This window comes from Haemophilus sp. SZY H53 (assembly GCF_054332375.1).
In genome coordinates, this window is sequence record NZ_JBTGNV010000003.1 from 1 (window position 1) to 23,472 (window position 23,472).

A 23,472-nucleotide genomic window follows, 5' to 3' on the forward strand; every position below is an offset into this window, starting at 1 on the left:
CGTAAAGCTAAACTTTACTACTTACGTGAACGTTCAGGTAAATCTGCTCGTATTAAAGAGCGTTTGGGCGAATAATTCGCAAAATAAAAAAGGCTTGGTTTTCCAAGCCTTTTTTGTTTTCAAGAGCGGTCAGAATTAAGACCGCTTCATGATTTCAAAAAACTCATCGTTGGTTTTCGCCACCATAAGTTTGTCGATAAGGAATTCCATCGCTTCCACTTCACCCATTGGGTTAAGGATTTTGCGCAGAATCCACATTTTTTGTAATTCATCTGGTGTGGTAAGTAAATCTTCTTTACGCGTACCAGAACGGTTGAAGTCAATCGCAGGGAATACACGTTTTTCTGCAATTTTGCGAGAAAGATGTAATTCCATGTTACCAGTACCTTTAAATTCTTCAAAGATAACCTCATCCATTTTTGAACCGGTATCCACAAGTGCAGTTGCAATAATGGTTAAACTACCGCCTTCTTCGACGTTACGCGCCGCACCAAAGAAACGTTTTGGACGATGCAAAGCATTTGCGTCCACACCACCGGAAAGAATTTTACCGGATGCTGGCGTAACAGTGTTGTAAGCACGCGCTAAACGCGTGATAGAGTCGAGTAGAATCACCACATCTTTTTTGTGCTCAACAGAACGTTTTGCTTTCTCGATAACCATTTCTGCCACTTGAACGTGACGAGCCGCTGGTTCATCAAAGGTTGAGGCAATGACTTCACCTTTTACCGAGCGTTGCATTTCAGTTACTTCTTCTGGGCGCTCATCGATTAAAAGCACAATAAGTTCACATTCTGGGTAGTTGTGCGTGATACTTTGTGCAATATTTTGTAGCAACATGGTTTTCCCCGCTTTTGGCGGAGCCACGATAAGACCACGTTGACCTTTACCAATCGGAGAGGCTAAATCTAAAATACGTGCGGTTAAATCTTCGGTTGAGCCATTACCACGTTCCATTCTTAAACGAGAATTTGCGTGTAATGGGGTTAAGTTTTCGAAAAGAATTTTGCTACGAGAGACTTCAGGTTTGTCATCGTTGACTTGGTCGACTTTTAAAAGTGCAAAATAGCGTTCTCCCTCTTTTGGTGGACGGATTTTGCCTTCGATTTTATCACCAGTTTGAAGATTGAAGCGACGAATTTGACTTGGAGAAACGTAGATGTCATCAGGACCAGCAAGGTAGGAACTGTCTGCGGAGCGTAAGAAACCGAAACCATCGGGTAAAATCTCCAATACGCCGCCGCCAAAAATGTCTTCACCGCTCTTGGCGTGCTGTTTCAAAATAGCAAAAACAATATCTTGTTTACGTAAACGGGCAAGATTTTCCAAACCCATTTGTTCTTCGCCAAGTTTCACAAGATCAGAAACAGGCGTGTTTTTAAGTTCTGTAAGATGCATAATTAATAATGTTGGAATTAATAAGAGTTGATAATACTGAATTATTTGAATGGTGGGCAATGCCCTTAAGAATGCTGCGTAAATTACCACTAAAATGCAGTACTGTCTAGTTTTTGTTAGAAAAAACAGGGTAAAATAGCGGACGATATAGAGATTATTATTGCATATTGATTAATTATGCGTAATAATTGAATAATTAATCATTTTTATAATCGAGATAAGGATAACTTATGGCTCTCTGGGGTGGTCGTTTTACACAAGCGGCAGATAAACGTTTTAAAGATTTTAATGATAGCCTGCGTTTTGATTATCGCTTGGCAGAGCAAGATATTGAAGGCTCAATTGGTTGGTCTAAAGCTTTAGTGAATGTTGGTGTATTAAGTGCTGAAGAGCAACAACAGCTAGAGGTTGCTTTAAATGAATTATTAATCGAAGTGCGGTCAAACCCACAAGCAATTTTACAAGATGATGCAGAAGATATTCATAGCTGGGTAGAAAGTAAGCTCATCGATAAAGTGGGTAATTTAGGCAAAAAATTACACACAGGTCGTAGCCGTAATGACCAAGTTGCACTTGATATTAAACTGTGGTGTAAACAGCGTGTAGTCGAGTTGCAAGAGTCTGTTCGTCATCTTCAACGTCACTTGGTACAAACGGCAGAAAATACGCAAGATGCGGTGATGCCGGGTTATACCCATTTACAACGTGCACAACCAATCACTTTTGCCCATTGGTGTATGGCTTATGTGGAAATGTTCGAGCGTGATTATTCACGTCTCGCCGATGCTTATAAACGAATGAATAGCTGTCCATTAGGCAGTGGTGCACTTGCAGGAACAGCCTATGCAGTCGATCGTGAACAATTAGCCACCGATCTTGGTTTTGCTTTTGCGACGCGTAATAGTTTGGATAGCGTCTCTGATCGTGATCATATTGTGGAATTGCTTTCAACGGCTTCTTTAAGTATGGCGCACCTTTCTCGTTTCGCAGAAGATATGATCATTTTCAACAGTGGTGAAGCGAATTTTGTGGAGTTGTCAGATCGTGTGACTTCAGGCTCATCTTTAATGCCGCAAAAGAAAAATCCTGATGCTTGTGAATTGATTCGTGGTAAAGCGGGCCGTGTAATGGGTGCATTAACCGGTATGTTGATGACCTTAAAAGGTTTACCGTTAGCGTATAACAAAGATATGCAAGAAGACAAAGAAGGGATCTTTGATGCGTTAGATACCTGGCAAGATTGCGTAGATATGGCGACTTTTGTATTAGATGAATTGAAAGTGAATACCGACCGTACACGCGAAGCTGCCTTAAAAGGTTACTCAAATGCAACAGAGCTAGCGGATTACCTTGTGGCAAAAGGTGTGCCATTCCGTGATTCTCATCATATTGTCGGTGAAACCGTGGTTTATGCCATTGAAAAAGGAAAAGCCTTGGAAGACTTAACCATTCCTGAATTCCGTCAATTCAGTGATGTGGTAGGGAATGATGTCTATGGCATTCTTTCGCTACAATCTTGTTTAGATAAACGTTGTGCGAAAGGTGGGGTTTCACCACTTCGAGTAGCGGAGGCCATTGCAGAAGCAAAAGCGAGATTAGCTTAATTAGCGTAAATAAAAAGTGATATGCCCCCCAAAAGTTGGACAGGTTAGTTAACTTAAATATTGAGCTCGGTATTGCACTGGGCTCAATCCTTTGAAACCAAGTTTAATTCGTTTTTGGTTGTAATACACTAAATATTCTTCAATTTCAGCCTGTAATTCAGCGATTGAATGATAAATCCGAGAGTAAAAACACGCTGATTTTAGTATCACAAAAAAACTTTCAATCACCGCATTATCGTGACAATTTCCTCGGCGACTCATACTTTGCACCGCTTTACCTTCCAACATATTCTCCCATTCCGCCGTGCCATACAATACACCTTGGTCGCTATGAATAATCGGGCATTCTGTCGGTTTAAGCCGACTAAGCCCTTGTTCTAACCTCTTTTTTACCAATGAAAACTTCGGGCGTGTCGCAAAGTTATAGGCAATAATTTCTCGGTTAGCCAAGTCCATCAACGGTGAAAAATAAAGCGTTTCTTGACCAACATGAAATTCCGTTACATCCGTTACCCATTTTTGATTGAGTGCCGTTGCGGTAAAATCACGATTCAGCAAATTCTGGCAATATGCGATGTTTTTCCACGTTTTCCATGTCTTTTTTTGCGTAAAATGGAATGAATACCTAACTCGTTCATCAGCTTTAACACCGTTTTATGATTCAAATGAAAACCCATTAGCTAATAGATGACGGCAGAATGGGGAATGTTATGAAGTTTAGCCACCTCACGGATACCATAATCCTGTTCGGTGACGAGTTTGATAATTTTCAAACGAAATTGATAAGAGTAGGACATAATCTGCACCTCAAAATAGGTGTCCAGACTTTGGGGTGCAGTTCACTTTATTTGTTTTAAAACAACAATACTTCAATTACTTTAATTACTGCTCTGGATTTTATCTAATCCAGATTAATATTTCGTTTTTTGCATTTTATATCTTATAGAATATAAATTAAAAATTATACTTTACAAGATATAAAATGATATTTATACTCTATGGCGTATAAATTGAAATTGTATACCGTAGGGTATAAGGAGTAGTAATGGTTATTACCACCGCAAAAATGCTTTCTCATGTAATTCGGGAATTTCGTTATCAAAGAGACCTGTCACAAACTGATGTAGCAAAACTTGCTGGGACTACCCAAGCTAGAATTTCAGCGTTTGAAAATGAACCAGAGCGTACAAAATTAGAAACGTTATTTAAAATTCTGGCAGGATTAGAACTAGAACTTGTTGTGCAACCACGCAAAAAGTCATCTGATATCATCCGTTCAATCAAAGAACCAACTACAACATACGATGATGATGAGGCGTGGTGATGAGCAATACTATTCTAAATGTTGCCATGAATGGCTTATTGGTAGGCGAATGGCGAAAACTCACTAGCGGTGCAACTGAATTTCAGTATGCTAAAAAATGGCTTGAATCTGTGCGTTCACGCCCTATTTCATTGTCATTGCCCTTATCTTACAAAACTTATCGAGGCGATTCTGTTTATAATTTCTTCGATAATCTTCTCCCTGACAACGAGCAGATCCGTTCACGCATTCAACAACGTTTCCAAACCTCAACGAAATCCCCATTTGATTTACTTTCGGCGATTGGACAGGATTGTATCGGCGCAATTCAACTTTATCAGGGCGAGAACCGCTCGGTACGTCAAATTTATGCAGAACCACTCAATGACAAAGAGGTGGAAAACGTGCTGAAAAACTACCGCACTTTTCCTCTCGGCATGGAAGAAAGCGAGGATTTCCGAATTTCTTTAGCCGGCGCTCAGGAAAAAACAGCGCTTCTTTATTATCAGAATCAATGGCAGCGCCCTTTACATTCCACCGCGACCAGTCATATTTTTAAGCTCCCGATTGGTATGGTTGCACAAGGGCAACTTGATCTTTCCGGCAGCTGTGAAAATGAATGGCTTTGCTTGAATATTATGAAAGCCTTCGGTTTGCCTGTTCCTCGAAGTCAAATTCAGTATTTCGGTGAAATGAAAGTGTTGATTGTGGAGCGCTTTGATCGCCGTTGGTCTGAAAATAGGAGTTGGCTAATTCGTTTACCACAGGAAGATATGTGCCAAGCACTCAACATTGCCCCTGCGCGAAAATATGAAAATGACGGTGGGCCAAGCATTCTTCAAATTATGTCGCTCCTCAATGGCTCATCTAATGCTCAAGCAGATCGCAAGCAATTTTTTAAAGCACAAATTATTTTCTGGCTGCTTTGCGCTATTGACGGACATGGCAAAAATTTCAGTCTATTTTTAGAACAAGAGAATCGCTATCGTCTAACGCCTTTTTATGATGTGATCTCTGCCTATCCGCTAATCAAACACAACGGACTACAAAAGCAAAAAATCAAAATGGCAATGGCGTGGCAGGGCGAAAATAAACATTATTTATGGGATAAAATACAACTCCGACATATTTTCAACACCGCTAAACTCGCAGGCTTGGCAAAGGAAGTGGTAGAGGAAATTTTGCATGAGATCAGTGTTCGATATCCAAAAGTAAGTGAAATAAATACCCATGGATTACCTGAAGAAATTGTTGAGCCAATTTCAATGGGATTGGAATCCAAGATGAAAAAGATAAGTTAGAAAGAGCGGTGCAGATCATTTTGCACCGCTCTTTGATTTTATTGTGGAAGTGGATCCATTAATTCAAGGATTTTATCGGTAGGCTCTTTTATATCGAAACTTGATTCCATTAATAATGAAAAAGTCTCGTCATTTCGTTTGCAAGCAGCATGAGAAATTAGCTTACCTTTCGCATTACGCAAATCGATAGTAACTTGATTGATGCCCGTCTTATCTGCTGCGCTCTCTTTTATTATCGTCCACAACTGATTATTTTTTGTTGGTGGAAGAAAAAGAGTCTTTTCTGTGGCATAAGCTTGTAAGTAAGCATTATCTATCGTTTGATGAGCCACATTCACATCATTTTTCATGTAAGTGAATGTTTTAAGATTATTCAGCGCGACCCAAAGTTTTTCCCCTTTGGTGCCTTCACATTTTACAACATCAATGACGCTCTCACCGAGATTCATGGCATTCTCATTTGCGAGCGAATATGCTGGAACTACAGCCCAAAATACCCACAGATATTTTTTCATTAAATTAATCTCGGAAGTTATTAAATTGGAATGGTTGGCCTAATTCAGCGCCTTTCACTAATTGAATAACAGCTTGTAAATCGTCACGAGATTTACCAGTTACGCGTACTTGTTCACCTTGAATTTGAGTTTGAACTTTGATTTTTGAATCTTTCACTAATTTAGTGATTTTTTTCGCCATCTCCGTTTCAATCCCTTGTTTTAATTTAATTTCTTTGGTGTAAAGTTTACCGTGGTGTTCACTTTCTGTTGGAATATCCAATGAGCTATGCTCAATGCCACGTTTTACAAACGCACCAATTAAGATTTCAATTAATTGCTCTAATTGGAAATCAGATTCGGTCGTCACTTTCACGGTTTCGCTTTTTTCATTTAATTCAATCACAGCTTCCACGCCACGGAAATCATAACGTGTACTTAATACGCGGTTTGCATTTTCAACCGCATTACGCACTTCGTGCATAGTAATTTCAGATACGATGTCAAAAGATGGCATAAATTTTCTCCCAAAATGAATTAAATTCGATCATTTGCACTTAAAAGACATAAAAGTGCGGTTAAGTCAGCAAAGTTTACCACAATTTGTGCTTGTTGTTGCACCTTCGGTTTGGCATGGAATGCCACGCCTAATCCGGCAACATTCATCATCGCCAAATCATTGGCACCATCACCAATAGCAAGGGTGTTTTTGCGTGGAATACTGTATTCTTCAGCGAGTTTTTGCAAGGTATTCGCTTTGTATTGTGCATCGACCACGCTACCTTTTACATTGCCAGTCAGCGCGCCATCAATAATTTCAAATTGATTAGACGCCGCAAAGTCAAGGTTTAATAAACTTTTTAAGTGATCGGCGAAATAGGTAAAGCCACCAGAAGCGATAGCGGTTTTCCAACCATGTTGTTGTAATGTCTTAATGGTTTCAATTAAGCCAGGCATTAATGGTAATTTTTTACGTACTTGTTGCAAAATACTTTCTGGCGCGCCTTTAAGCGTACCCACACGACGACGCAAACTTTGTTCAAAGTCTAGCTCACCACGCATGGCACTTTCAGTAATGGCAGAAACTAATTCACCTGTGCCAGCCAGTTTGGCAATTTCATCGATACATTCAATTTGAATGGCAGTAGAATCCATATCCATCACCAATAAACCTTTTTCTGATAATTTTGCATCAAAATCCAGTTTAGCGATGTCTAATTGCAGGTCATGAGCGTGGACAATAAAATCAGTTAGCCATTCGCCTTTTAAAAGGACAATGGTATTTTTTTCAACGTTCCATGCATCAAAACACAGGAAAGATTGACCGCACTTTTGTTGGAATTCGAGTAATTTGGCTAAATTCAGCGTTGTGCCGTATAAAATAAAGGCATGTGTTTCATCGGAATGAGGCAAATCAGACGAAAGTGCGGTGGGGAATTGGGGATATTTTTGGGTAATGCTTGCAAGGTTTTGAATTTGCATAGAAAATCCTGTAAATTGTGAATACTTATCTATTCTAGCCGATCTTGGCGAAAAAATGGAAAAACAACGTGCAATTAATTAAAGAAAAACTTCAAAAATCACTGATGTTTGGGCTCATCGTGCTGCTTTGTATCGGTGCCATGGCCGTGATTTTGTTTGGTGTGAAACAATTTAAGATTGGTTCTCAGCTTTCAAGTGTGAATCAAGTGGCAAATTTGTCGCATATTTTGGTTCGTCAGCAGGCAAATTTATTTTCGGTTCTATTAACTAATAATGCGAAATCCGATCAACTTGTCGAAAATCTAGATAATTTAGTCAAAGAAAACTTTGTGCTCGATGCGACCATTTATGATTATAACGGCAAGGAATTAGCACAAAGTACCAATACCGGCAATCTTCGTGAGCAACTTGGTCTAGAACATAAAAATGAAGGTGAATTTTCAACACAACAAATTGTTGAGCCCATTTACTCTGCTTCCAATAATGCCGTTCGTGGCTTTTTGCGGGTGACATTTGACGCGCAATATGCTCAAACGACGCAGAGCAAAATTAATCAAGTCTTCCATCGTTTATATGGTGAAATTGTGGTGGTCTTTTTATTAGGCGCTTTATTCGCCAGTTCCATTCATTATTTTTTAAGTCATTATCGTCGAACATATCGAAAACCAGTGGAAACTAAAACGGTAGTTAATTTACAAGGTAAATCGAGTAGCCAGCGTTTTCATCAACGTCGTCGTAGAATTTGATCAAGGTAAATAAAATTGCAGATATTGCTCAAGTCAATCAGTAAATAGGGTAGAATACTCGGAATTATTTAGATAGGAGAAAAAAATGGCAACTCGTAGACAACTCGCCAACGCAATTCGTGCGCTATCAATGGATGCAGTACAAAAAGCAAAATCAGGCCACCCAGGTGCACCAATGGGAATGGCGGATATCGCTGAAGTATTATGGCGTGATTTCTTAAAACATAACCCAAACAATCCTAAATGGGCTGATCGCGACCGTTTTGTGCTTTCTAACGGCCACGGTTCAATGTTGATTTATAGCTTATTACATTTAACAGGCTACGATCTTTCTATCGAAGATTTAAAACAATTCCGTCAATTACATTCTAAAACCCCAGGCCATCCAGAATATGGTTATGCACCAGGTGTGGAAACTACAACGGGTCCGTTAGGCCAAGGTATCACTAATGCAGTGGGTATGGCGATTGCTGAGAAAACCTTAGCAGGCCAATTTAACCGTGAAGGCCATGAAATTGTCGATCACCACACTTATGTGTTCTTAGGCGATGGCTGTTTAATGGAAGGGATTTCCCATGAAGCTTGCTCTTTAGCAGGCACATTAGGCTTAGGTAAATTAATCGCATTCTACGATGACAACAACATTTCGATTGATGGTCATGTTGATGGCTGGTTCAGCGATGATACCGCAGCTCGTTTTGAAGCTTATGGCTGGCAAGTAATTCGTAATGTAGATGGTCACGATGCAGAACAAATTCGTGCCGCAACCATTCTTGCTCAAGCAGAAAAAGAAAAACCAACGTTAATTATTTGTAAAACCATCATCGGCTTTGGTTCACCAAATAAATCAGGTTCTCATGATTCCCACGGCGCACCATTAGGTGATGAAGAAATCGCATTAACCCGTAAAGCACTTGGCTGGGAGTATGGTCCATTTGAAATTCCAGCTGAGTACTATGCAGAATGGTCTGCGAAAGAAAAAGGCGCAGTAGCAGAAAAATCTTGGGAAGAAAAATTTGCCGCTTATGAAAAAGCATATCCAGAACTGGCTGCAGAATTCACACGTCGTGTAAACGGTGAATTACCAGCGAATTGGGCGGCTGAATCTAAAGCGTTCATTGAAAAATTACAAGCAAATCCTGCAAGTATTGCAAGCCGTAAAGCATCACAAAATGCTATTGAAGCTTATGCACACGTGTTACCTGAATTCTTAGGTGGCTCTGCAGACTTAGCAAGCTCTAACTTAACGTTATGGAGTGGTTCAAAACCAATTCGTGCACACGAAAACGTAGGCGGTAACTACCTTAACTATGGTGTGCGTGAGTTCGGTATGTCAGCGATTATGAATGGTATTGCTTTACATGGCGGTTTCATTCCTTATGGTGCAACCTTCTTAATGTTCTACGAATATGCACACAATGCGGTGCGTATGGCAGCATTAATGAAACAACGTGCTTTATTCGTTTACACCCATGACTCTATCGGTTTAGGCGAAGATGGTCCAACTCACCAACCAGTTGAGCAAACCACCTCATTACGCTTAATTCCAAATCTTGAAACATGGCGTCCATGTGATCAAGTGGAATCAGCTATTGCATGGCAACAAGCGGTTGAACGTCAAGATGGTCCAAGTGCGTTGATCTTTACCCGTCAAAACTTAGCCCAAATGGACCGCACTTCTGCACAATTAGATGCAGTTAAACGTGGTGCTTATGTGCTAAAAGACTGTGATGGTACACCTGAGTTAATCTTCATTGCGACAGGTTCTGAAGTGGAATTAGCGGTGAAAGCAGCTGAAGCATTAAGTGCAGAAGGTAAAAAAGTACGTGTCGTCTCTATGCCAAGCACTAACCGTTTTGATAAACAAGATGCAGCTTACCGTGAAAGCGTATTACCTGCAGCTGTAACCAAACGTGTTGCGATTGAAGCGGGCATTGCAGATTTCTGGTATAAATACGTTGGCTTTGAAGGTCGCGTAGTGGGCATGAATAGCTTCGGCGAATCAGCACCAGCAGATCAATTATTCAAACTCTTTGGTTTTACCGTGGATAACGTGGTGGCAAAAGCAAAAGAAATTTTATAATTATGAAAATAGATAAAGGCAGGTCATTACCTGCCTTTCTTTTTTAAGAAAGTGCGGTCAAAAAATAAGAAAATTTTTGACTGCACTTTGTTTTTATCAGCTTTCACCTTGTTATCTAAGCCTTTTTTCGTCAATCCATTGAGTTCGTTTTTTAAGTTTGTTAAAATTTGCAGCACTTTTTGCAATAAGAATAAAACGTAAAAAGTGAGTTCGGAAGAAGGTAGCTGGAGAGTAGGGAATTGACCCTACGCCGACGAGGTAAAATCTTTCAGGCGCAATCGTAAGATTGCAGGGACTGTTACTGGACGAACCCTTGGAGAGATCCATTGCATTTTATTGATGTAAATGGACGCCGAAGGCGCAAAAGAGCGGTCGATTTTTCGATTGTTTTCCAAACGCTCAGGCAAAAGGACAGGGGCAAAAGACAATCGGTATAATCAAAAATATTTCTATCGGGATTCTTCTTGTCTCCTTGTCGAGTTTATTTGTATTTTAAACGACGAGGAATCATCAATGTCATTACAGACAACCTTATCTGCTATTAGCAGTTTTGTATGGGGACCGCCCCTACTTATTCTATTGTCCGGAACTGGACTTTACCTCACTCTTCGTTTAGGTTTCTTGCAAATTCGTTATTTGCCTCGTGCATTGGGCTATTTATTTGCTCGTGGAGCGAATAAAGGCAAGGGAGATGTTTCTTCTTTTGCGGCACTTTGTACCGCATTAGCAGCGACTATAGGAACTGGGAATATCGTGGGTGTAGCCACTGCAGTACAAGCTGGAGGCCCAGGTGCGATTTTTTGGATGTGGCTGGTTGCTTTCTTTGGAATGGCAACCAAATATGCGGAATGTTTGCTTGCGGTGAAATATCGAGTACGAGATAAATACGGTTTTATGGCGGGTGGTCCAATGTATTACATCGAGCGTGGTCTTGGTATTAAATGGTTAGCCAAATTATTTGCGCTCTTTGGGGTATTAGTGGCCTTTTTCGGTATTGGTACCTTCCCTCAAATAAATGCCATTACGCATGCGATGCAAGACACATTCAATGTACCCGTTATTATTACTGCAACAGTGGTGACCGTATTGGTCGCGATGATTATTCTCGGTGGTGTAAGACGTATTGCGACAGCTTCTTCAGTGATTGTGCCTTTTATGGCAATCGGCTATGTGGCGACCTCAATTATTATCTTAGTGGTTAATTACGATAAGCTGCCCGCTGCGATCACATTAATTATTCACAGTGCATTTAACCCTCAAGCAGCTTTAGGTGGCGCAGTTGGCTTTACAGTAATGAAGGTGATTCAATCGGGGGTTGCACGCGGTATTTTCTCAAATGAATCAGGTTTAGGGAGTGCGCCTATTGCTGCTGCGGCAGCGCAAACAAAAGAGCCCGTTCGTCAAGGTTTAATTTCGATGACAGGGACATTTTTAGATACCATCATTGTATGTACGATGACGGGATTAGTACTTGTTATTACGGGGGCATGGAGTAACCCTGAACTTTCTGGAGCCAGTGTGACTAACTATGCTTTTGCACAGGGATTAGGCGCATCAATTGGTGCAACCATTGTAACCGTTGGTTTATTATTCTTTGCTTTCACCACAATTTTAGGTTGGTGTTACTATGGTGAGCGTTGTTTTCTTTACTTAGTCGGTATTCGTGGTATTAAATTTTATCGTTTCGTGTTTATTGTTTTAGTCGGGGCGGGTTCATTCCTCACCTTAGATTTAATTTGGATTCTAGCGGATATCGTGAATGGTTTAATGGCTTTTCCAAACTTAGTCGCATTAATTGGTTTACGCAAAGAGATTATTTCAGAAACCAAAGATTACTTTGAACGTTTAAAAGCAGCACAACGTGATCAAGATGAATTAGCCTAATTCATGTTGTAAAAAGAAAAGGGAAGCAGAACGCTTCCCTTTGTTATCTACAGCTTTATATCATAACAAGTTTAAACAGAAAGAAAATCATATTTTTACAGAAATTAGATCCCGATCATATTTTTGAACATTTGTTTTTTTATTTGGCTAAAAGCACTTGAAAAAGCAGTGTAAGGTCGATATGTTGTAGTTAAAGATGAACGGAACCTAAGGGTTCATTTAAGTAAAAGAGGTAAATGCTATGACACTCAATATCACAAGTAAACAAATGGAAATCACCCCCGCAATTCGTGAACATGTGGAGGGCAGACTTGCAAAATTAGAGAAATGGCACACTCAACTGATTAGCCCGCACTTTGTTTTAAGTAAAGTACCAAACGGCTTTTCTGTAGAGGCTTCAATTGGAACCCCATTAGGTAATCTGCTTGCGACTGCAACCGCTGATGATATGTATAAAGCGATCAATGAAGTAGAAGAAAAATTGGAACGTCAATTGAATAAACTTCAACATAAAGGTGAATCCCGTCGAGCAGAAGAACGTTTGAAAGATTCTTTTGAAAAATAAAGAATAGTAAGTAAATAAAAGGGCGAACATGATGTTCGCCCTTTCTTATTAAGGAAATAATGAATTAAAAATGAATTTCAACAGATGCTGCGAAATTACGCCCTGGCGCATAAAAACGCTCTAAACCTTTCCCTTCTTTATCAACTGAATCAGTCGTACTTATTTTGTTAATACCACGTAGGGTATCCCAAGTGTGATATTTGCGATTAAATAAGTTATAAAGTCCTGCTCGGAGTGTAATATTTTGATTGATTTTATAGAAACCATACAAATCAAATAATACTGCCGAATTATTAAGATAAGGGTAAGTTTTTACTTCTCTAACAAAGTTAGTTGAATATTGTACTATTTGGGCATCTTTAGCTTTTTTAGCACCAAGATAACTCGCTTTGACGTTAACTCCCCAGAGATCATTTGGATCTTCATAGCCAATTCCTAAAATTACTTTGATTGGTTGGATAGAAAGTAGGCTAGCCTCAGTACCACTTAGTTTCCCTTTTGCATAACCGAGATTTGCTGTAAATTTCCAACCTTGTGGAATTACAGAAATAATCTGATCTAAATTAACTTTACTCGTGAATTCAATACCAGAGATACGCGCTTGATCAATGTTTATAGCTTGTTGGGCAATCGTTGTGTAATAAGCTTGTTGACCATAACTTGCACTATAGGCATTGTAATACGGGTTACGTTTTTTATAAGTTGACTCTTGCTCAGTTAAGAAATTTTTATAATGTGTGTGATAAAAATTCAGCCCAAATGTACCTAATTGATACTCTGCTTGGATATAGATAGATTGATTTAATGCTTGTTCAGCTTTTAAATCAGGGTTTGGTCTCCAGTTACCTGAGGGATGTTCAAAAGAGAAGTACATTTCTGAAGCGGTTGGAATGCGAAAGCCAGTAGAAATGTTATAGCCGATCTTCCAAATATCATTAAGCTGAGCCTCTAATCCAAACGAGCCACTTAAACTTTGAAAGGTATTTGATGCGGGTTTACGGCTACAAGCTCGGCAAAAGGCTTTTAAATCTTGCGGTACTAATTCATCCCAGTCATAACGAATACCTAATTGACTAGAAAAAATATCATTCCACATGACATGATCTTGTAATTGAGCGAAAAATGAACGGGTTCTGACTGGATGTTGAATAGATTCACTATCTTTAGCACTACTACCATTGTCACCTACATTGGGATATTCATGATCATTGCGATTATCAAAATCTTTTTGTGAAATACCCGTTCTTAGCGTAAATTGATGACTACCGAATCGACTTCAGCTGCTTTTATCGCAGCTTCAGTTGCTTTTTTCTCTTCTTCAGTTTGATTGCCATTGCTTTGAGCTACCTTGATTGCTACTTCTGCTTTTTTTATAGACTCATCTGCTTTTTTCACAGACTCATCCGCTTTTTTCACAGACTCTTCTGCTTTTTTTAAAGAGTCCTCAGCTTTTTTTGTAGCTGCTTCAGCTTTCTTATTCGCTTCCGTGATTCTTTGATTTAATTCAGTCTCAGCTTGTCGAAGCTGCTCTGAATTATCTGTACCACCTTTTGAGCTAGAAGAACAAGCGCCTAATGCCATAACACATGAAAGCGCAATGATGGAAAGTTTAATTTTGTTCATAAAAAGATCCTTATTATCTTGTTTTTTAGACTAAATGATGACTTTACACAATTTAAATGAAATAAAAATAATTTTCAATACCATTGAAAGGTTTCTTTAACTTTTGTAAACTTCGCTCCGGATTCTACTAAATTAGATAAAATTTCAGGTAAAAATATGACTCATAAATTTCTCCTTTCTTTAGGTGCATTCTGTGTAGCCTTCACTTTACAAGCTTACGCAGAAGAACAAACAACATTAGATACAATTACTGTTAATGCTAATGCCTCTGAAGTCAAAGCAAATCAAATAAAAAAGACACGTAAAGCTATCCAAGAAGAACTTATTTCTGATAACTATGACTTAGTACGTTATGCCACTGATGTGGGTATTAGCGATAATGGCCGTCGTAATAAAGGTTTTGCAATGCGTGGTGTTGAAGGGAATCGAGTGGGAATCAGTATTGATGGCGTTAATTTGCCCGAATCAGAAGAAAACTCACTTTATGCACGTTATGGTAACTTTAATAGCTCACGATTAAGTATTGACCCTGAATTAGTACAAGGTATTGATATTATGCGTGGTTCAGATTCTTTCAATGCAGGAAGTGGATCATTAGGCGGTTCAGTAAATTACCGCACTTTAGGTGCTGATGATATTATTCTACCAAATAAAAAATGGGGTGTATTGCTTAAAAACGGTTATGCGAGTAAAAATAGCGAATGGACACACACTTTAGGTATGGCTTATAAAGATGACAAATTTGATGCAACTTTGCTCTATTCCTATCGCAATGGGCATGAAATGAAAAGTAGAGGCAAGGGACAAGATATTTTAGGTAATGCTCGAGGTATTCCTGATCCATCCCATCATAAAAATCATAGCTACTTAGCTAAAGTTGGCTATTTTATTACTCAGACACAACGTGTAAGTGCATCATTTAACGCTCAAAAAGCAAATAATTTTGTTGATGAAAAGTCTTATCAACTTGCAGGGCTTTGGCGGGAGTCGGATGATATTAGTAAACGATATAATGCAAATGTTGCTTACGAATATTTTCCAGAAAATAGCCGCTGGTTAAGTTACCTAAAGACCGAACTAGATTTTCAAAAAACCAATATTGGCTCAAAAAATTATAAGGGTGGACATCGCTATAATTCTGATTTTAGTGCATACATAGGAAAAGATTTAATTGAAATCCAGGACACGAGTATGAATAGCCGTTTTATGCGAGCTTCTCTACGAGCAGATTTCATGCCATGGGAAAGCCGAGAGAAAAGCTGCAGAGGAAGCCCAAAAATCAGCAGAGGAAGCCAAAAAAGTTGCAGAGGAAGCTAAAAAAGCTGCAGAGGAAAGATTAAAGCAACTAGAAAATCTAAAAGCTGATGAAAAGGCAAGAATTCCATTGAGTGATAAGATCTTTGGTGGCATTAATGGTGAGATGAAGGATGCTATTTCTGGGGGCGTTTTAGCCTCAGAAGGAAGCGATGTAAATCGTCCGTTAACTCGAGATATACGAGATCTGACAATAATTGATAAATCAGGTAAATTAGTTGACATTGATATCTTGAGAAGAGCTGGGGATATTGACCCATGGACTTATGAAGAATATAACGATTTATATAATCTTCGTAAAGAAGGACAAACTATTTTAAGTAATAGCAATTTTCAAGCTAGTGCATTTGGTACATATTTTGACAACTTAAGTGGTAATCAATATTTCTTTGCACAAGGCTTACCGACAGCTATAGCACAAATCCCAACAACAGGATTGGTGGAGTATAAAGGTGGTGCAGCTTATCAAAAAGATGGAAGTAATAGTGAGCGTAGTGAAATGAAAGCTACAGCTGATTTTGCTAATAAAGTCATTGATATTAATATTACGGAAAAAGCTAATGCCGTACCAGGTATGAATTTTGGTGGTAAAATCACAGGTAATAGCTTTGTAGGTGAAGTAAATGGTATCAAAACCCAAGGAGGTTTCTTTGGTGAAAATGCCAAGGAAATGACAGGGTTATTTATTAATGAAGCAGATCAATCTCGTGGAGCATTCGGTGGCATTAAAGAATGATGTTATATGATTTTTAACCAATAATTAGCACAAGGCGAATATAATTGTTCGCCTTTTTTTAAATGTTTTGAATTACAAATTGTAAAGCCTGACGTTGAAATTGCTGCTCTTTGCGGTGTTTTAGTCGTCTTAAACGTAAGTTGCGTGAGGCTGAAATATCTCTTGATGTTTTTTTCTTTAAGAAAGTTTTTCTTTTTAACATTTTTTTCTCCTTGTTTTCTTTCTATTCAATAAAAACGCTATTTTTTCTGACCGCACTTATTCTGTTGCGGTCGCTTGGTTTTCTTGAACACGATGATAATTCACAATACTGTTCATGTAACGGCGAATATTCTCGACATATTGGTAGGCTTCATAACCGCGAGCATAGCCATATTTTAAGTTAGAATAATGACGTTTTTCTGATAATAGTTGAAGATTATTTTTTACATCTAACCAGTTATCTGGGTTTCCTCCTAACTTTTTAGTTAGGCGTCGAGCATCTAGAATATGTCCTAAGCCCATATTGTATGCGGCTAAAGAATACCAAATTCGATCTTCTTCTGAAATACTATCAGGCATTTGATTGAGTAGCCAATGTAAATATTCCGAACCTGCCTTTATACTTTGTTCGGCATCGGTACGGTTATTAATATTCATACGTGCAGCCGTATCTTTGGTTAGCATCATCATGCCCCGTACACCTGTAGGCGAGGTCGCATAAGGATCCCAATGCGATTCTTGGTAGGCTATAGCCGCTAATAATCGCCAGTCTAAATTCCCTTTGTATTTTTCAAAGAGCGGTTGATATTGGGGTAGAATTTTTTCTACGGCCTCTAAATAAGCCTGAGTATCCACATAATCAAAGGTGGTAATGTGACGGAAATATTTTTCCTCAATGCGATCAATTAATCCTGTTTCAATGGCATTATTCATAAAATCTAACAAGCCTGCTTGTAGCTCATTATAGGATTTATTGGAGAGATACCAATGCACGGTCATTTCATCTGTTAGGTCAAATGCAATGGCTAAGTTAGGGCGAATTTGTTGTGCCGCAGCCACATCAATACTATTGGCGATGGTGTAAGGAATTTTCCCTTCCGCCACTTGAATCAATAATTCCTCTTGAGTCAATTGCTTGTTATTCTGCCATTTGAGTGCAGGGTGTTTTTTCTGTGCTTGAGATAGTAATTTTTCTAAGTCTTCTCCCGCAGAAATAATAATTTCTTGCTGGACTTGAGCCAAATCTTTCGGGCGATTTTCCCCTTTTTTATACACAAGCTGCCAAGAGGTAGAAGTATAAGAGGGCCCTAACTGAAATTTTTCTGCACGTTGAGGCTGGAACAAAAGATTCGCAGCAGCAATATCAATATTGTTGTTTTCTAATTCGTTAAAAAGTTGATCGTTATTTTCTAAGGTTTTAATTTGTAAACGAACCCCTAAATAATCTGCAAAATTTTTAGCTAATTCGTATTCTAAGCCCGATTCCCCCTCATTCCCAATAAAATAGTAGATGGGATTGTTAATGGTACCGATAATAAGGCTACCGCGGTTTTTGATCGCAGCATAAGGGTTTTGCTCTGACTGCATAATTTTTTGCCAAGGGAACACCATATCAATGGCCCAAAGTAATAATGCAAAAGCAGCAATAATACGTAGAAATAAACCTTTCAATAGATAAACCTTATAAATTGAGATAAGAGACGATTGTAACCAGAATTAAGCTAATAAAAAAGCCCCTTTTACTTCAAGGGGCTGCTAAATAAGGATTAACGTTGGCGATCTCGGCGACTTCGTTCATTAAAAGTGCGGTCGTTTTTATCGTTAAATTTACGCTGACGACGTTCACCATTACGCTCACTACGGAAGCGATCTTGGCCACGCTCTCCGCGCTCATTACGTCGACCATCACGACGGCCTTTCCCACCAAAATCGTTACCACCACGTCCACTGTCTGATTGTGTCGCACCCATAAAGCTCATTTGCATTTGTTTGTTTAAAACGCGAGTTTTACCGAATTGTTGAAGTAATTCTTTCGGCAGGCCTTGTGGTAATTCAACAGTAGAGTAATCATCATAAAGTTTGATATGACCAATATAACGACTGTTAATATCACCTTCATTTGCGATAGCGCCTACGATATGACGCACTTCTACACCATCTGTACGACCTACTTCGATACGATATAAATCCATCGGTTGTGGGGTGCCATAGCCTTTACGCTCACCACGACGTTCAGCTGAACGTGGGTTTTCACGACGATCAGCGCGATCATTACGGTCACGACGACGCTTATCCATTGGTGGGTCAGGTGGAAGAATCAGTTTTTGTTTACCTTGAAGCAACATCAACATGGCTGCTGCAATATCTTCTTGATCCTGATCTGCAGTGAATAAATCTTCCAATAGGCTACGATACATTTCGAGATCGTGATGTTCCAATTGTTTGGTAATCTTGTCTTGGAATTTCTTACGACGACAGGCTTGCAACACTTCATGATTTGGCAATTCAACTTCATTGATTGGTTTTTTCATCAAGTGTTCGATGTTACGAAGTAAACGGCGTTCACGTGGTTCAACGAATAACAATGCTCGACCAGAACGACCAGCACGACCAGTACGGCCGATACGGTGAACGTACGACTCTGCATCAAGTGGGATGTCATAGTTTACTACAAGACTGATTCGTTCAATATCGATACCGCGCGCAGCAACATCGGTTGCAACCACAATATCAAGGCTACCATTACGTAAGCGATCTAAGGTTTGTTCACGTAATTGTTGGGTCATATCACCGTTTAATGCTGCAGCACGGAAACCGTGTTTTTCTAATAATTCAGTCACATCAAGCGTGCCTGTTTTAGTACGGGTAAAAATGATGGCTGCATCAAACTCTTCCACTTCTAAGAAGCGTAATAATGCATCATTTTTACGGAAACCTTGAACATACCAACAATTTTGTTCAATATCTGGCGCGTTATCGTTATTTACTTTGATTTTCACTTCTTGCGGATTGTTCATGAAGCGTTTTGTGATGCGACGAATTGGCTCAGGCATGGTTGCAGAGAAAAGCGCAGTTTGGTGCTCTTCCGGTAATTCAGCCATAACGGTTTCTACATCATCAATAAAGCCCATACGAAGCATTTCATCCGCTTCATCAAGTACAATCGCTTTTAATTCAGATAGATTTAATGTGTTACGACGGATGTGATCCAAAATACGACCAGGTGTACCCACAACAACTTGTACACCTTGTTTTAATGCACGTAATTGGATGTCGTAACGTTGACCCCCGTAAAGGGTCACGATGTTGATGCCTTTGGCATATTTCATGAAATGTTCACAAGCATCGGCAACTTGAATGGCAAGTTCACGGGTTGGTGCCATCACCAATAATTGTGGATGTTTTGCAGTAGGATCAATTTTTGCCAAAAGAGGTAAAGAGAATGCGGCAGTTTTACCACTGCCGGTTTGTGCCATACCTAGCACGTCTCTGCCTTCTAAAAGAGCAGGAATACAAGCTTGTTGGATGGGAGAAGGTGTTTCAAAACCAAGGTCAGAAACGGCTTTTAGAATGAATTCAGGCAAACCTAAATCATTAAAAGTGATTTTGTCAGTCATTAAGATACTCGAATGTAAGTAAGGAAAGCTCAATTTAGCTTTCAAGTTCATTTGTTAAAAAGAAAGTGGAAGATTTAAAAAACAACCGTTTTTGCGATCGCACTTCTTTCTTCTTTTTCGTCTTCTATTTGAACAGGTTTTAATTTCATTAGTTCAAATGCGGCAAAACGATACTCAACAAAGTTATAAACTTGATTTGCCATAGCTAGTTTAAATAAGGCTGCGGCCTCATCTACTAGCCCCATATTGAGTTTTTGTTTTGCTAGATAAAAATAGGTTTCAGTTAATATTTCTGCATATTGTTGTGGATCTTCTGCAAATTTAGTTGCCTGTTCCTGCAAATCATTTACGGAAATATTACCTAAATAGTATTGAACGATATTTGTTCCCCAGAAGTCCTTAGATAGCCCTTTAGCTCGTTCAACAAGGTTGGCATAGGCTTCTTGTGGTTTTAATTTTTGTTCGTTCAAATAGAGCCAGAGTACGCGATAAGGATCTTTGGTATCGGCTTCATAAAACTTCATAAAATCGTCTTCAGCAAGATTATAGCGTTCAACGTAATAAAAATTTAAACCACGATTAAGGTGGGCGTAATTATAACTTGGGTCCAATTCAAACACCGCATTAAAGGTTTCTAATGCACTGTCATAATCTTCTTCAAGCAGTAAGTAAAGCCCTAAATAATTATAAACAGAAGCCATTTTAGGCTGTAAGGCGAGGGCTTGTGTAAAGTCATAACGTGCGAGCCCCCATAAGCCGAGAGAATCGTACAATACGCCACGCTCAAAGTGAAGCGTCGCCCGTTCTTCATTACTCATTTTTCCAACTAATAAAACCTGCCCAATTCGAGTAATCATCACTTCTTGTTCGAAGTGAGCATTCGGATTCTGATCCGCTAGCATGACTTTATTTGGTGCGACAAACACGCTTCCCGATTGTACACAACCGGAAATAAATAAAATCATACTTAGGCTAGACAACGAAACTAGAAAACGGAATAACCGAAAATACTGCATTGTTTTATAAGTTAGTTTGATAATCAAAACGGGCGTGTAAACTGAATTCACACACCCTATGAGATTATTCTTGTTCTACAGAAGTCTCTTCTGCTGGTGCAGATTCTGCTTCTGTTTCTTGTTTTGGTGCAAGATCTTTCATGGTTAAGCGGATACGACCTTGGCGATCGATTTCAACCACTTTTACGGTTACTTCTTGACCAACTTGAAGATAATCACTCACTTTCTCTACGCGTTCTTCTGCGATTTGAGAAATATGAACTAAACCTTCTTTATTTCCTACGATAGCAACGAATGCACCGAAGTCAGCAAGACGAGTCACTTTACCTTTGTAAATTGCGCCCGCTTCAACTTCAGCAACGATTTCTTCGATACGTGCCATTACATTTTTCGCTGCATTGCTATCTACTGCAGCGATTTTCACTGTACCATCATCATCGATATCAATAGACGTACCAGTTTCTTCAGTTAATGCACGGATAGTCGCACCACCTTTACCGATAACATCTTTGATTTTCTTCGGATCAATTTTCATGGTGTGAATACGCGGCGCATAGTCAGAAATATCTGCACGTGGTGCAGGGATTGCTTGTTCCATTACGCCAAGAATGTGCATACGAGCACCTTTTGCTTGGTTTAATGCAATTTGCATAATTTCAGGGGTAATACCTTCAATTTTGATATCCATTTGAAGTGCAGTGACTCCTTCACGTGTACCCGCCACTTTAAAGTCCATATCACCTAAGTGGTCTTCATCACCTAAAATATCTGAAAGCACCACGAATTTCTCTTCTTCTTTCACTAAGCCCATTGCGATACCCGCAACCGCTGCTTTGATTGGAACACCCGCATCCATTAATGCTAAAGATGCACCACATACAGATGCCATAGAAGAAGAACCGTTAGATTCAGTGATTTCAGATACAACACGCACGACATACGGGAATTCCGCAAGACTTGGCATAACAGCTGCTACACCACGTTTTGCTAAACGACCGTGACCGATTTCACGACGTTTTGGTGAGCCGATCATACCAGTTTCACCTACAGAATATGGAGGGAAGTTGTAGTGGAATAAGAAGTGATCTTGACGTTCACCTGTTAATTCATCAATGATTTGTGCATCACGTTCAGTACCTAACGTTGCAACGGCTAATGCTTGTGTTTCACCACGGGTGAAAATTGCAGAACCGTGAGTACGTGGTAATACACCAGTACAAATATCTAATGCACGAACAGTATCAACGGTACGACCATCAATACGTGGTTCACCTGCAATGATACGGCCACGAACGATTTGGCTTTCAAGTGCGGTGAAAATATCCACGATTTTACCTTCGCTGATCTCTTCATTTTCTGCTGTGATTTGTGCAATCACATCCGCTTTAATCGCATCGATTTGTTCGTAACGTGCTTGTTTTTCAGTAATACGGTATGCATCGCCTAAACGCGCTTCTGCAATCGCTTTTACTTTATTGATTAAATCTGTGTTTGGCTCTGGAGCAACCCAATCCCAACGTGGTTTGCCAGCTTCTTTTGCAAATTCTTTGATCGCTTCAACCACAACTTGTTGTTGTTGATGACCGAATACGACCGCTGCTAACATTTGTTCTTCAGTTAAGATATCAGCTTCAGATTCAACCATTAATACGGCTTTGTCAGTACCTGCAACCACTAAGTCCAAACGGCTCTGTTTTTGTTCAGCCATCGTTGGGTTTAATACGAATTGGTTGTCGATGAAACCAACACGTGCTGCACCGATAGGGCCATTGAAAGGCACGCCTGATAAGGTTAATGCTGCAGAAGTACCGATCATTGCCACTAAGTCAGGGCTGATTTGTGGGTTTACAGAAACCACGGTTGCTACAACTTGAATTTCGTTGAAGAAACCTTCTGGGAATAATGGACGAATTGGACGGTCGATTAAACGTGCAATTAAAGTTTCGCCTTCAGATGGACGACCTTCACGTTTGAAGAAACCACCAGGGATTTTACCCGCTGCATAAGTACGCTCTTGGTAGTTTACGGTTAATGGGAAGAAGTCTTGACCTTCTTTCACATCTTTTTTAGCAACAACAGTCACGAATACCGTGGTATCGTCCATGCTTGCCATGACCGCAGCCGTTGCTTGACGTGCAATCGCGCCGGTTTCTAGAGTAACTGTATGTTGACCGTATTTAAATTGTTTAACAATTGGATTCACAATGTTTTCCTTCAAAATAATATTTAAAACAAAGCTTTATTTTCCAGATTGCGACTAGCAAAAGAAATCTCTCGAAAAAATGACCGCACTTTGGTCGTTTAAAAATTTCTTTTGATAGCCG

General features: G+C 39.5%; 22 protein-coding genes, 1 pseudogene and 1 riboswitch. Of the genes and pseudogenes, 10 read left to right on the forward strand and 13 right to left on the reverse strand.

Annotation, left to right across the window (positions count from 1 at the left end; genetic code table 11):
* A partial coding sequence (locus tag ACXVWB_RS03530) for a 50S ribosomal protein L19 (protein WP_288293967.1) occupies positions 1-75 on the forward strand: 75 nt, incomplete at its 5' end.
* A 60-nt stretch (positions 76-135) separates the two neighbouring features.
* Here ACXVWB_RS03530 and rho read toward each other — a convergent pair.
* The gene (rho, locus tag ACXVWB_RS03535; RefSeq protein WP_005695393.1) at positions 136-1,398 is read right to left on the reverse strand and encodes a transcription termination factor Rho; all 1,263 of its coding nucleotides are present in this window, start codon (positions 1,396-1,398) and stop codon (positions 136-138) included.
* A 230-nt stretch (positions 1,399-1,628) separates the two neighbouring features.
* Between rho and argH the strand changes: the two genes are divergently transcribed.
* Entirely contained in the window at positions 1,629-3,002 is a 1,374-nt protein-coding gene (argH, locus tag ACXVWB_RS03540) for an argininosuccinate lyase (protein WP_049355842.1), read from the forward strand.
* A 48-nt stretch (positions 3,003-3,050) separates the two neighbouring features.
* Here argH and ACXVWB_RS03545 read toward each other — a convergent pair whose 3' ends face one another.
* Together ACXVWB_RS03545 and ACXVWB_RS03550 are read right to left on the reverse strand one after the other, a co-directional pair.
* Positions 3,051-3,578, reverse strand: coding sequence for an IS3 family transposase (locus tag ACXVWB_RS03545; protein ID WP_289901515.1), 528 nt, complete (start codon positions 3,576-3,578; stop codon positions 3,051-3,053).
* Positions 3,579-3,685: 107 nt separating this feature from the next.
* A pseudogene (locus ACXVWB_RS03550) lies at positions 3,686-3,799 on the reverse strand (transposase); the annotation flags it as partial.
* 248 nt (positions 3,800-4,047) lie between these two features.
* Here ACXVWB_RS03550 and ACXVWB_RS03555 point away from each other — a divergent pair.
* Entirely contained in the window at positions 4,048-4,326 is a 279-nt protein-coding gene (locus tag ACXVWB_RS03555; protein ID WP_049355840.1) for a helix-turn-helix domain-containing protein, read from the forward strand.
* Positions 4,326-5,606: a type II toxin-antitoxin system HipA family toxin gene (locus ACXVWB_RS03560; protein WP_289901504.1), complete on the forward strand. Its 1,281-nt coding sequence runs from the start codon at positions 4,326-4,328 to the stop codon at positions 5,604-5,606. The genes ACXVWB_RS03555 and ACXVWB_RS03560 overlap by 1 nt, the downstream gene beginning before the upstream one ends.
* A gap of 38 nt (positions 5,607-5,644) precedes the next feature.
* Here ACXVWB_RS03560 and ACXVWB_RS03565 read toward each other — a convergent pair whose 3' ends face one another.
* From ACXVWB_RS03565 to serB, 3 genes are read right to left on the reverse strand one after another with little or no spacing between them, the layout of a single operon-like run.
* The gene (locus ACXVWB_RS03565; protein ID WP_297569698.1) at positions 5,645-6,121 is read right to left on the reverse strand and encodes a hypothetical protein; all 477 of its coding nucleotides are present in this window, start codon (positions 6,119-6,121) and stop codon (positions 5,645-5,647) included.
* Positions 6,122-6,125: 4 nt separating this feature from the next.
* Positions 6,126-6,617: a YajQ family cyclic di-GMP-binding protein gene (locus ACXVWB_RS03570; RefSeq protein ID WP_005695407.1), complete on the reverse strand. Its 492-nt coding sequence runs from the start codon at positions 6,615-6,617 to the stop codon at positions 6,126-6,128.
* A 20-nt stretch (positions 6,618-6,637) separates the two neighbouring features.
* Complete coding sequence (serB, locus tag ACXVWB_RS03575; protein WP_289901502.1) at positions 6,638-7,582, reverse strand: phosphoserine phosphatase; 945 nt, start codon at positions 7,580-7,582, stop codon at positions 6,638-6,640.
* A gap of 68 nt (positions 7,583-7,650) precedes the next feature.
* Here serB and ACXVWB_RS03580 point away from each other — a divergent pair, with 68 nt between their 5' ends.
* From ACXVWB_RS03580 to hpf, 4 genes are all read left to right on the forward strand, one after another.
* Complete coding sequence (locus tag ACXVWB_RS03580) at positions 7,651-8,328, forward strand: YtjB family periplasmic protein (protein ID WP_075875828.1); 678 nt, start codon at positions 7,651-7,653, stop codon at positions 8,326-8,328.
* 85 nt (positions 8,329-8,413) lie between these two features.
* Complete coding sequence (gene tkt, locus ACXVWB_RS03585; RefSeq protein WP_289901501.1) at positions 8,414-10,411, forward strand: transketolase; 1,998 nt, start codon at positions 8,414-8,416, stop codon at positions 10,409-10,411.
* A gap of 303 nt (positions 10,412-10,714) precedes the next feature.
* Positions 10,715-10,836: riboswitch (glycine riboswitch) on the forward strand.
* A gap of 88 nt (positions 10,837-10,924) precedes the next feature.
* Positions 10,925-12,295, forward strand: coding sequence for an alanine/glycine:cation symporter family protein (locus ACXVWB_RS03590; protein WP_289901500.1), 1,371 nt, complete (start codon positions 10,925-10,927; stop codon positions 12,293-12,295).
* A 241-nt stretch (positions 12,296-12,536) separates the two neighbouring features.
* Complete coding sequence (gene hpf, locus ACXVWB_RS03595) at positions 12,537-12,860, forward strand: ribosome hibernation-promoting factor, HPF/YfiA family (RefSeq protein ID WP_289901499.1); 324 nt, start codon at positions 12,537-12,539, stop codon at positions 12,858-12,860.
* A 64-nt stretch (positions 12,861-12,924) separates the two neighbouring features.
* On the opposite strand, the gene ACXVWB_RS03600 is transcribed toward hpf, so the two are convergent.
* On the reverse strand, positions 12,925-14,097 hold the full coding sequence (locus ACXVWB_RS03600) for a TonB-dependent receptor domain-containing protein (protein WP_289901514.1): 1,173 nt from the start codon (positions 14,095-14,097) through the stop codon (positions 12,925-12,927).
* A gap of 8 nt (positions 14,098-14,105) precedes the next feature.
* Positions 14,106-14,483 (reverse strand): hypothetical protein, encoded by a 378-nt coding sequence (locus ACXVWB_RS03605; protein ID WP_289901498.1) that lies wholly within the window; start codon positions 14,481-14,483, stop codon positions 14,106-14,108.
* A 156-nt stretch (positions 14,484-14,639) separates the two neighbouring features.
* On the opposite strand from ACXVWB_RS03605, the gene ACXVWB_RS03610 reads away from it, so the two are divergent.
* Together ACXVWB_RS03610 and ACXVWB_RS03615 are read left to right on the forward strand one after the other, a co-directional pair.
* Positions 14,640-15,800 carry a TonB-dependent receptor plug domain-containing protein gene (locus ACXVWB_RS03610; RefSeq protein WP_458472770.1) on the forward strand — a complete coding sequence of 387 codons (1,161 nt, stop codon included), beginning with the start codon at positions 14,640-14,642 and terminating at the stop codon, positions 15,798-15,800.
* Positions 15,801-15,867: 67 nt separating this feature from the next.
* Positions 15,868-16,533: a transferrin-binding protein-like solute binding protein gene (locus tag ACXVWB_RS03615; RefSeq protein WP_289901497.1), complete on the forward strand. Its 666-nt coding sequence runs from the start codon at positions 15,868-15,870 to the stop codon at positions 16,531-16,533.
* A gap of 58 nt (positions 16,534-16,591) precedes the next feature.
* Here ACXVWB_RS03615 and ACXVWB_RS03620 read toward each other — a convergent pair whose 3' ends face one another.
* The 5 genes from ACXVWB_RS03620 to pnp form a co-directional block, all read right to left on the reverse strand.
* Positions 16,592-16,735 carry a hypothetical protein gene (locus ACXVWB_RS03620; protein WP_289901496.1) on the reverse strand — a complete coding sequence of 48 codons (144 nt, stop codon included), beginning with the start codon at positions 16,733-16,735 and terminating at the stop codon, positions 16,592-16,594.
* Positions 16,736-16,791: 56 nt separating this feature from the next.
* The gene (gene mltF / locus ACXVWB_RS03625) at positions 16,792-18,186 is read right to left on the reverse strand and encodes a membrane-bound lytic murein transglycosylase MltF (RefSeq protein WP_289901495.1); all 1,395 of its coding nucleotides are present in this window, start codon (positions 18,184-18,186) and stop codon (positions 16,792-16,794) included.
* A gap of 95 nt (positions 18,187-18,281) precedes the next feature.
* Positions 18,282-20,132: a DEAD/DEAH box helicase gene (locus tag ACXVWB_RS03630; protein WP_289901494.1), complete on the reverse strand. Its 1,851-nt coding sequence runs from the start codon at positions 20,130-20,132 to the stop codon at positions 18,282-18,284.
* 74 nt (positions 20,133-20,206) lie between these two features.
* Positions 20,207-21,148 (reverse strand): lipoprotein NlpI, encoded by a 942-nt coding sequence (nlpI, locus tag ACXVWB_RS03635; protein ID WP_289901513.1) that lies wholly within the window; start codon positions 21,146-21,148, stop codon positions 20,207-20,209.
* Positions 21,149-21,212: 64 nt separating this feature from the next.
* Positions 21,213-23,351: a polyribonucleotide nucleotidyltransferase gene (gene pnp, locus ACXVWB_RS03640; RefSeq protein WP_128786929.1), complete on the reverse strand. Its 2,139-nt coding sequence runs from the start codon at positions 23,349-23,351 to the stop codon at positions 21,213-21,215.
* Between the last annotated feature and the right edge of the window lie 121 nt (positions 23,352-23,472).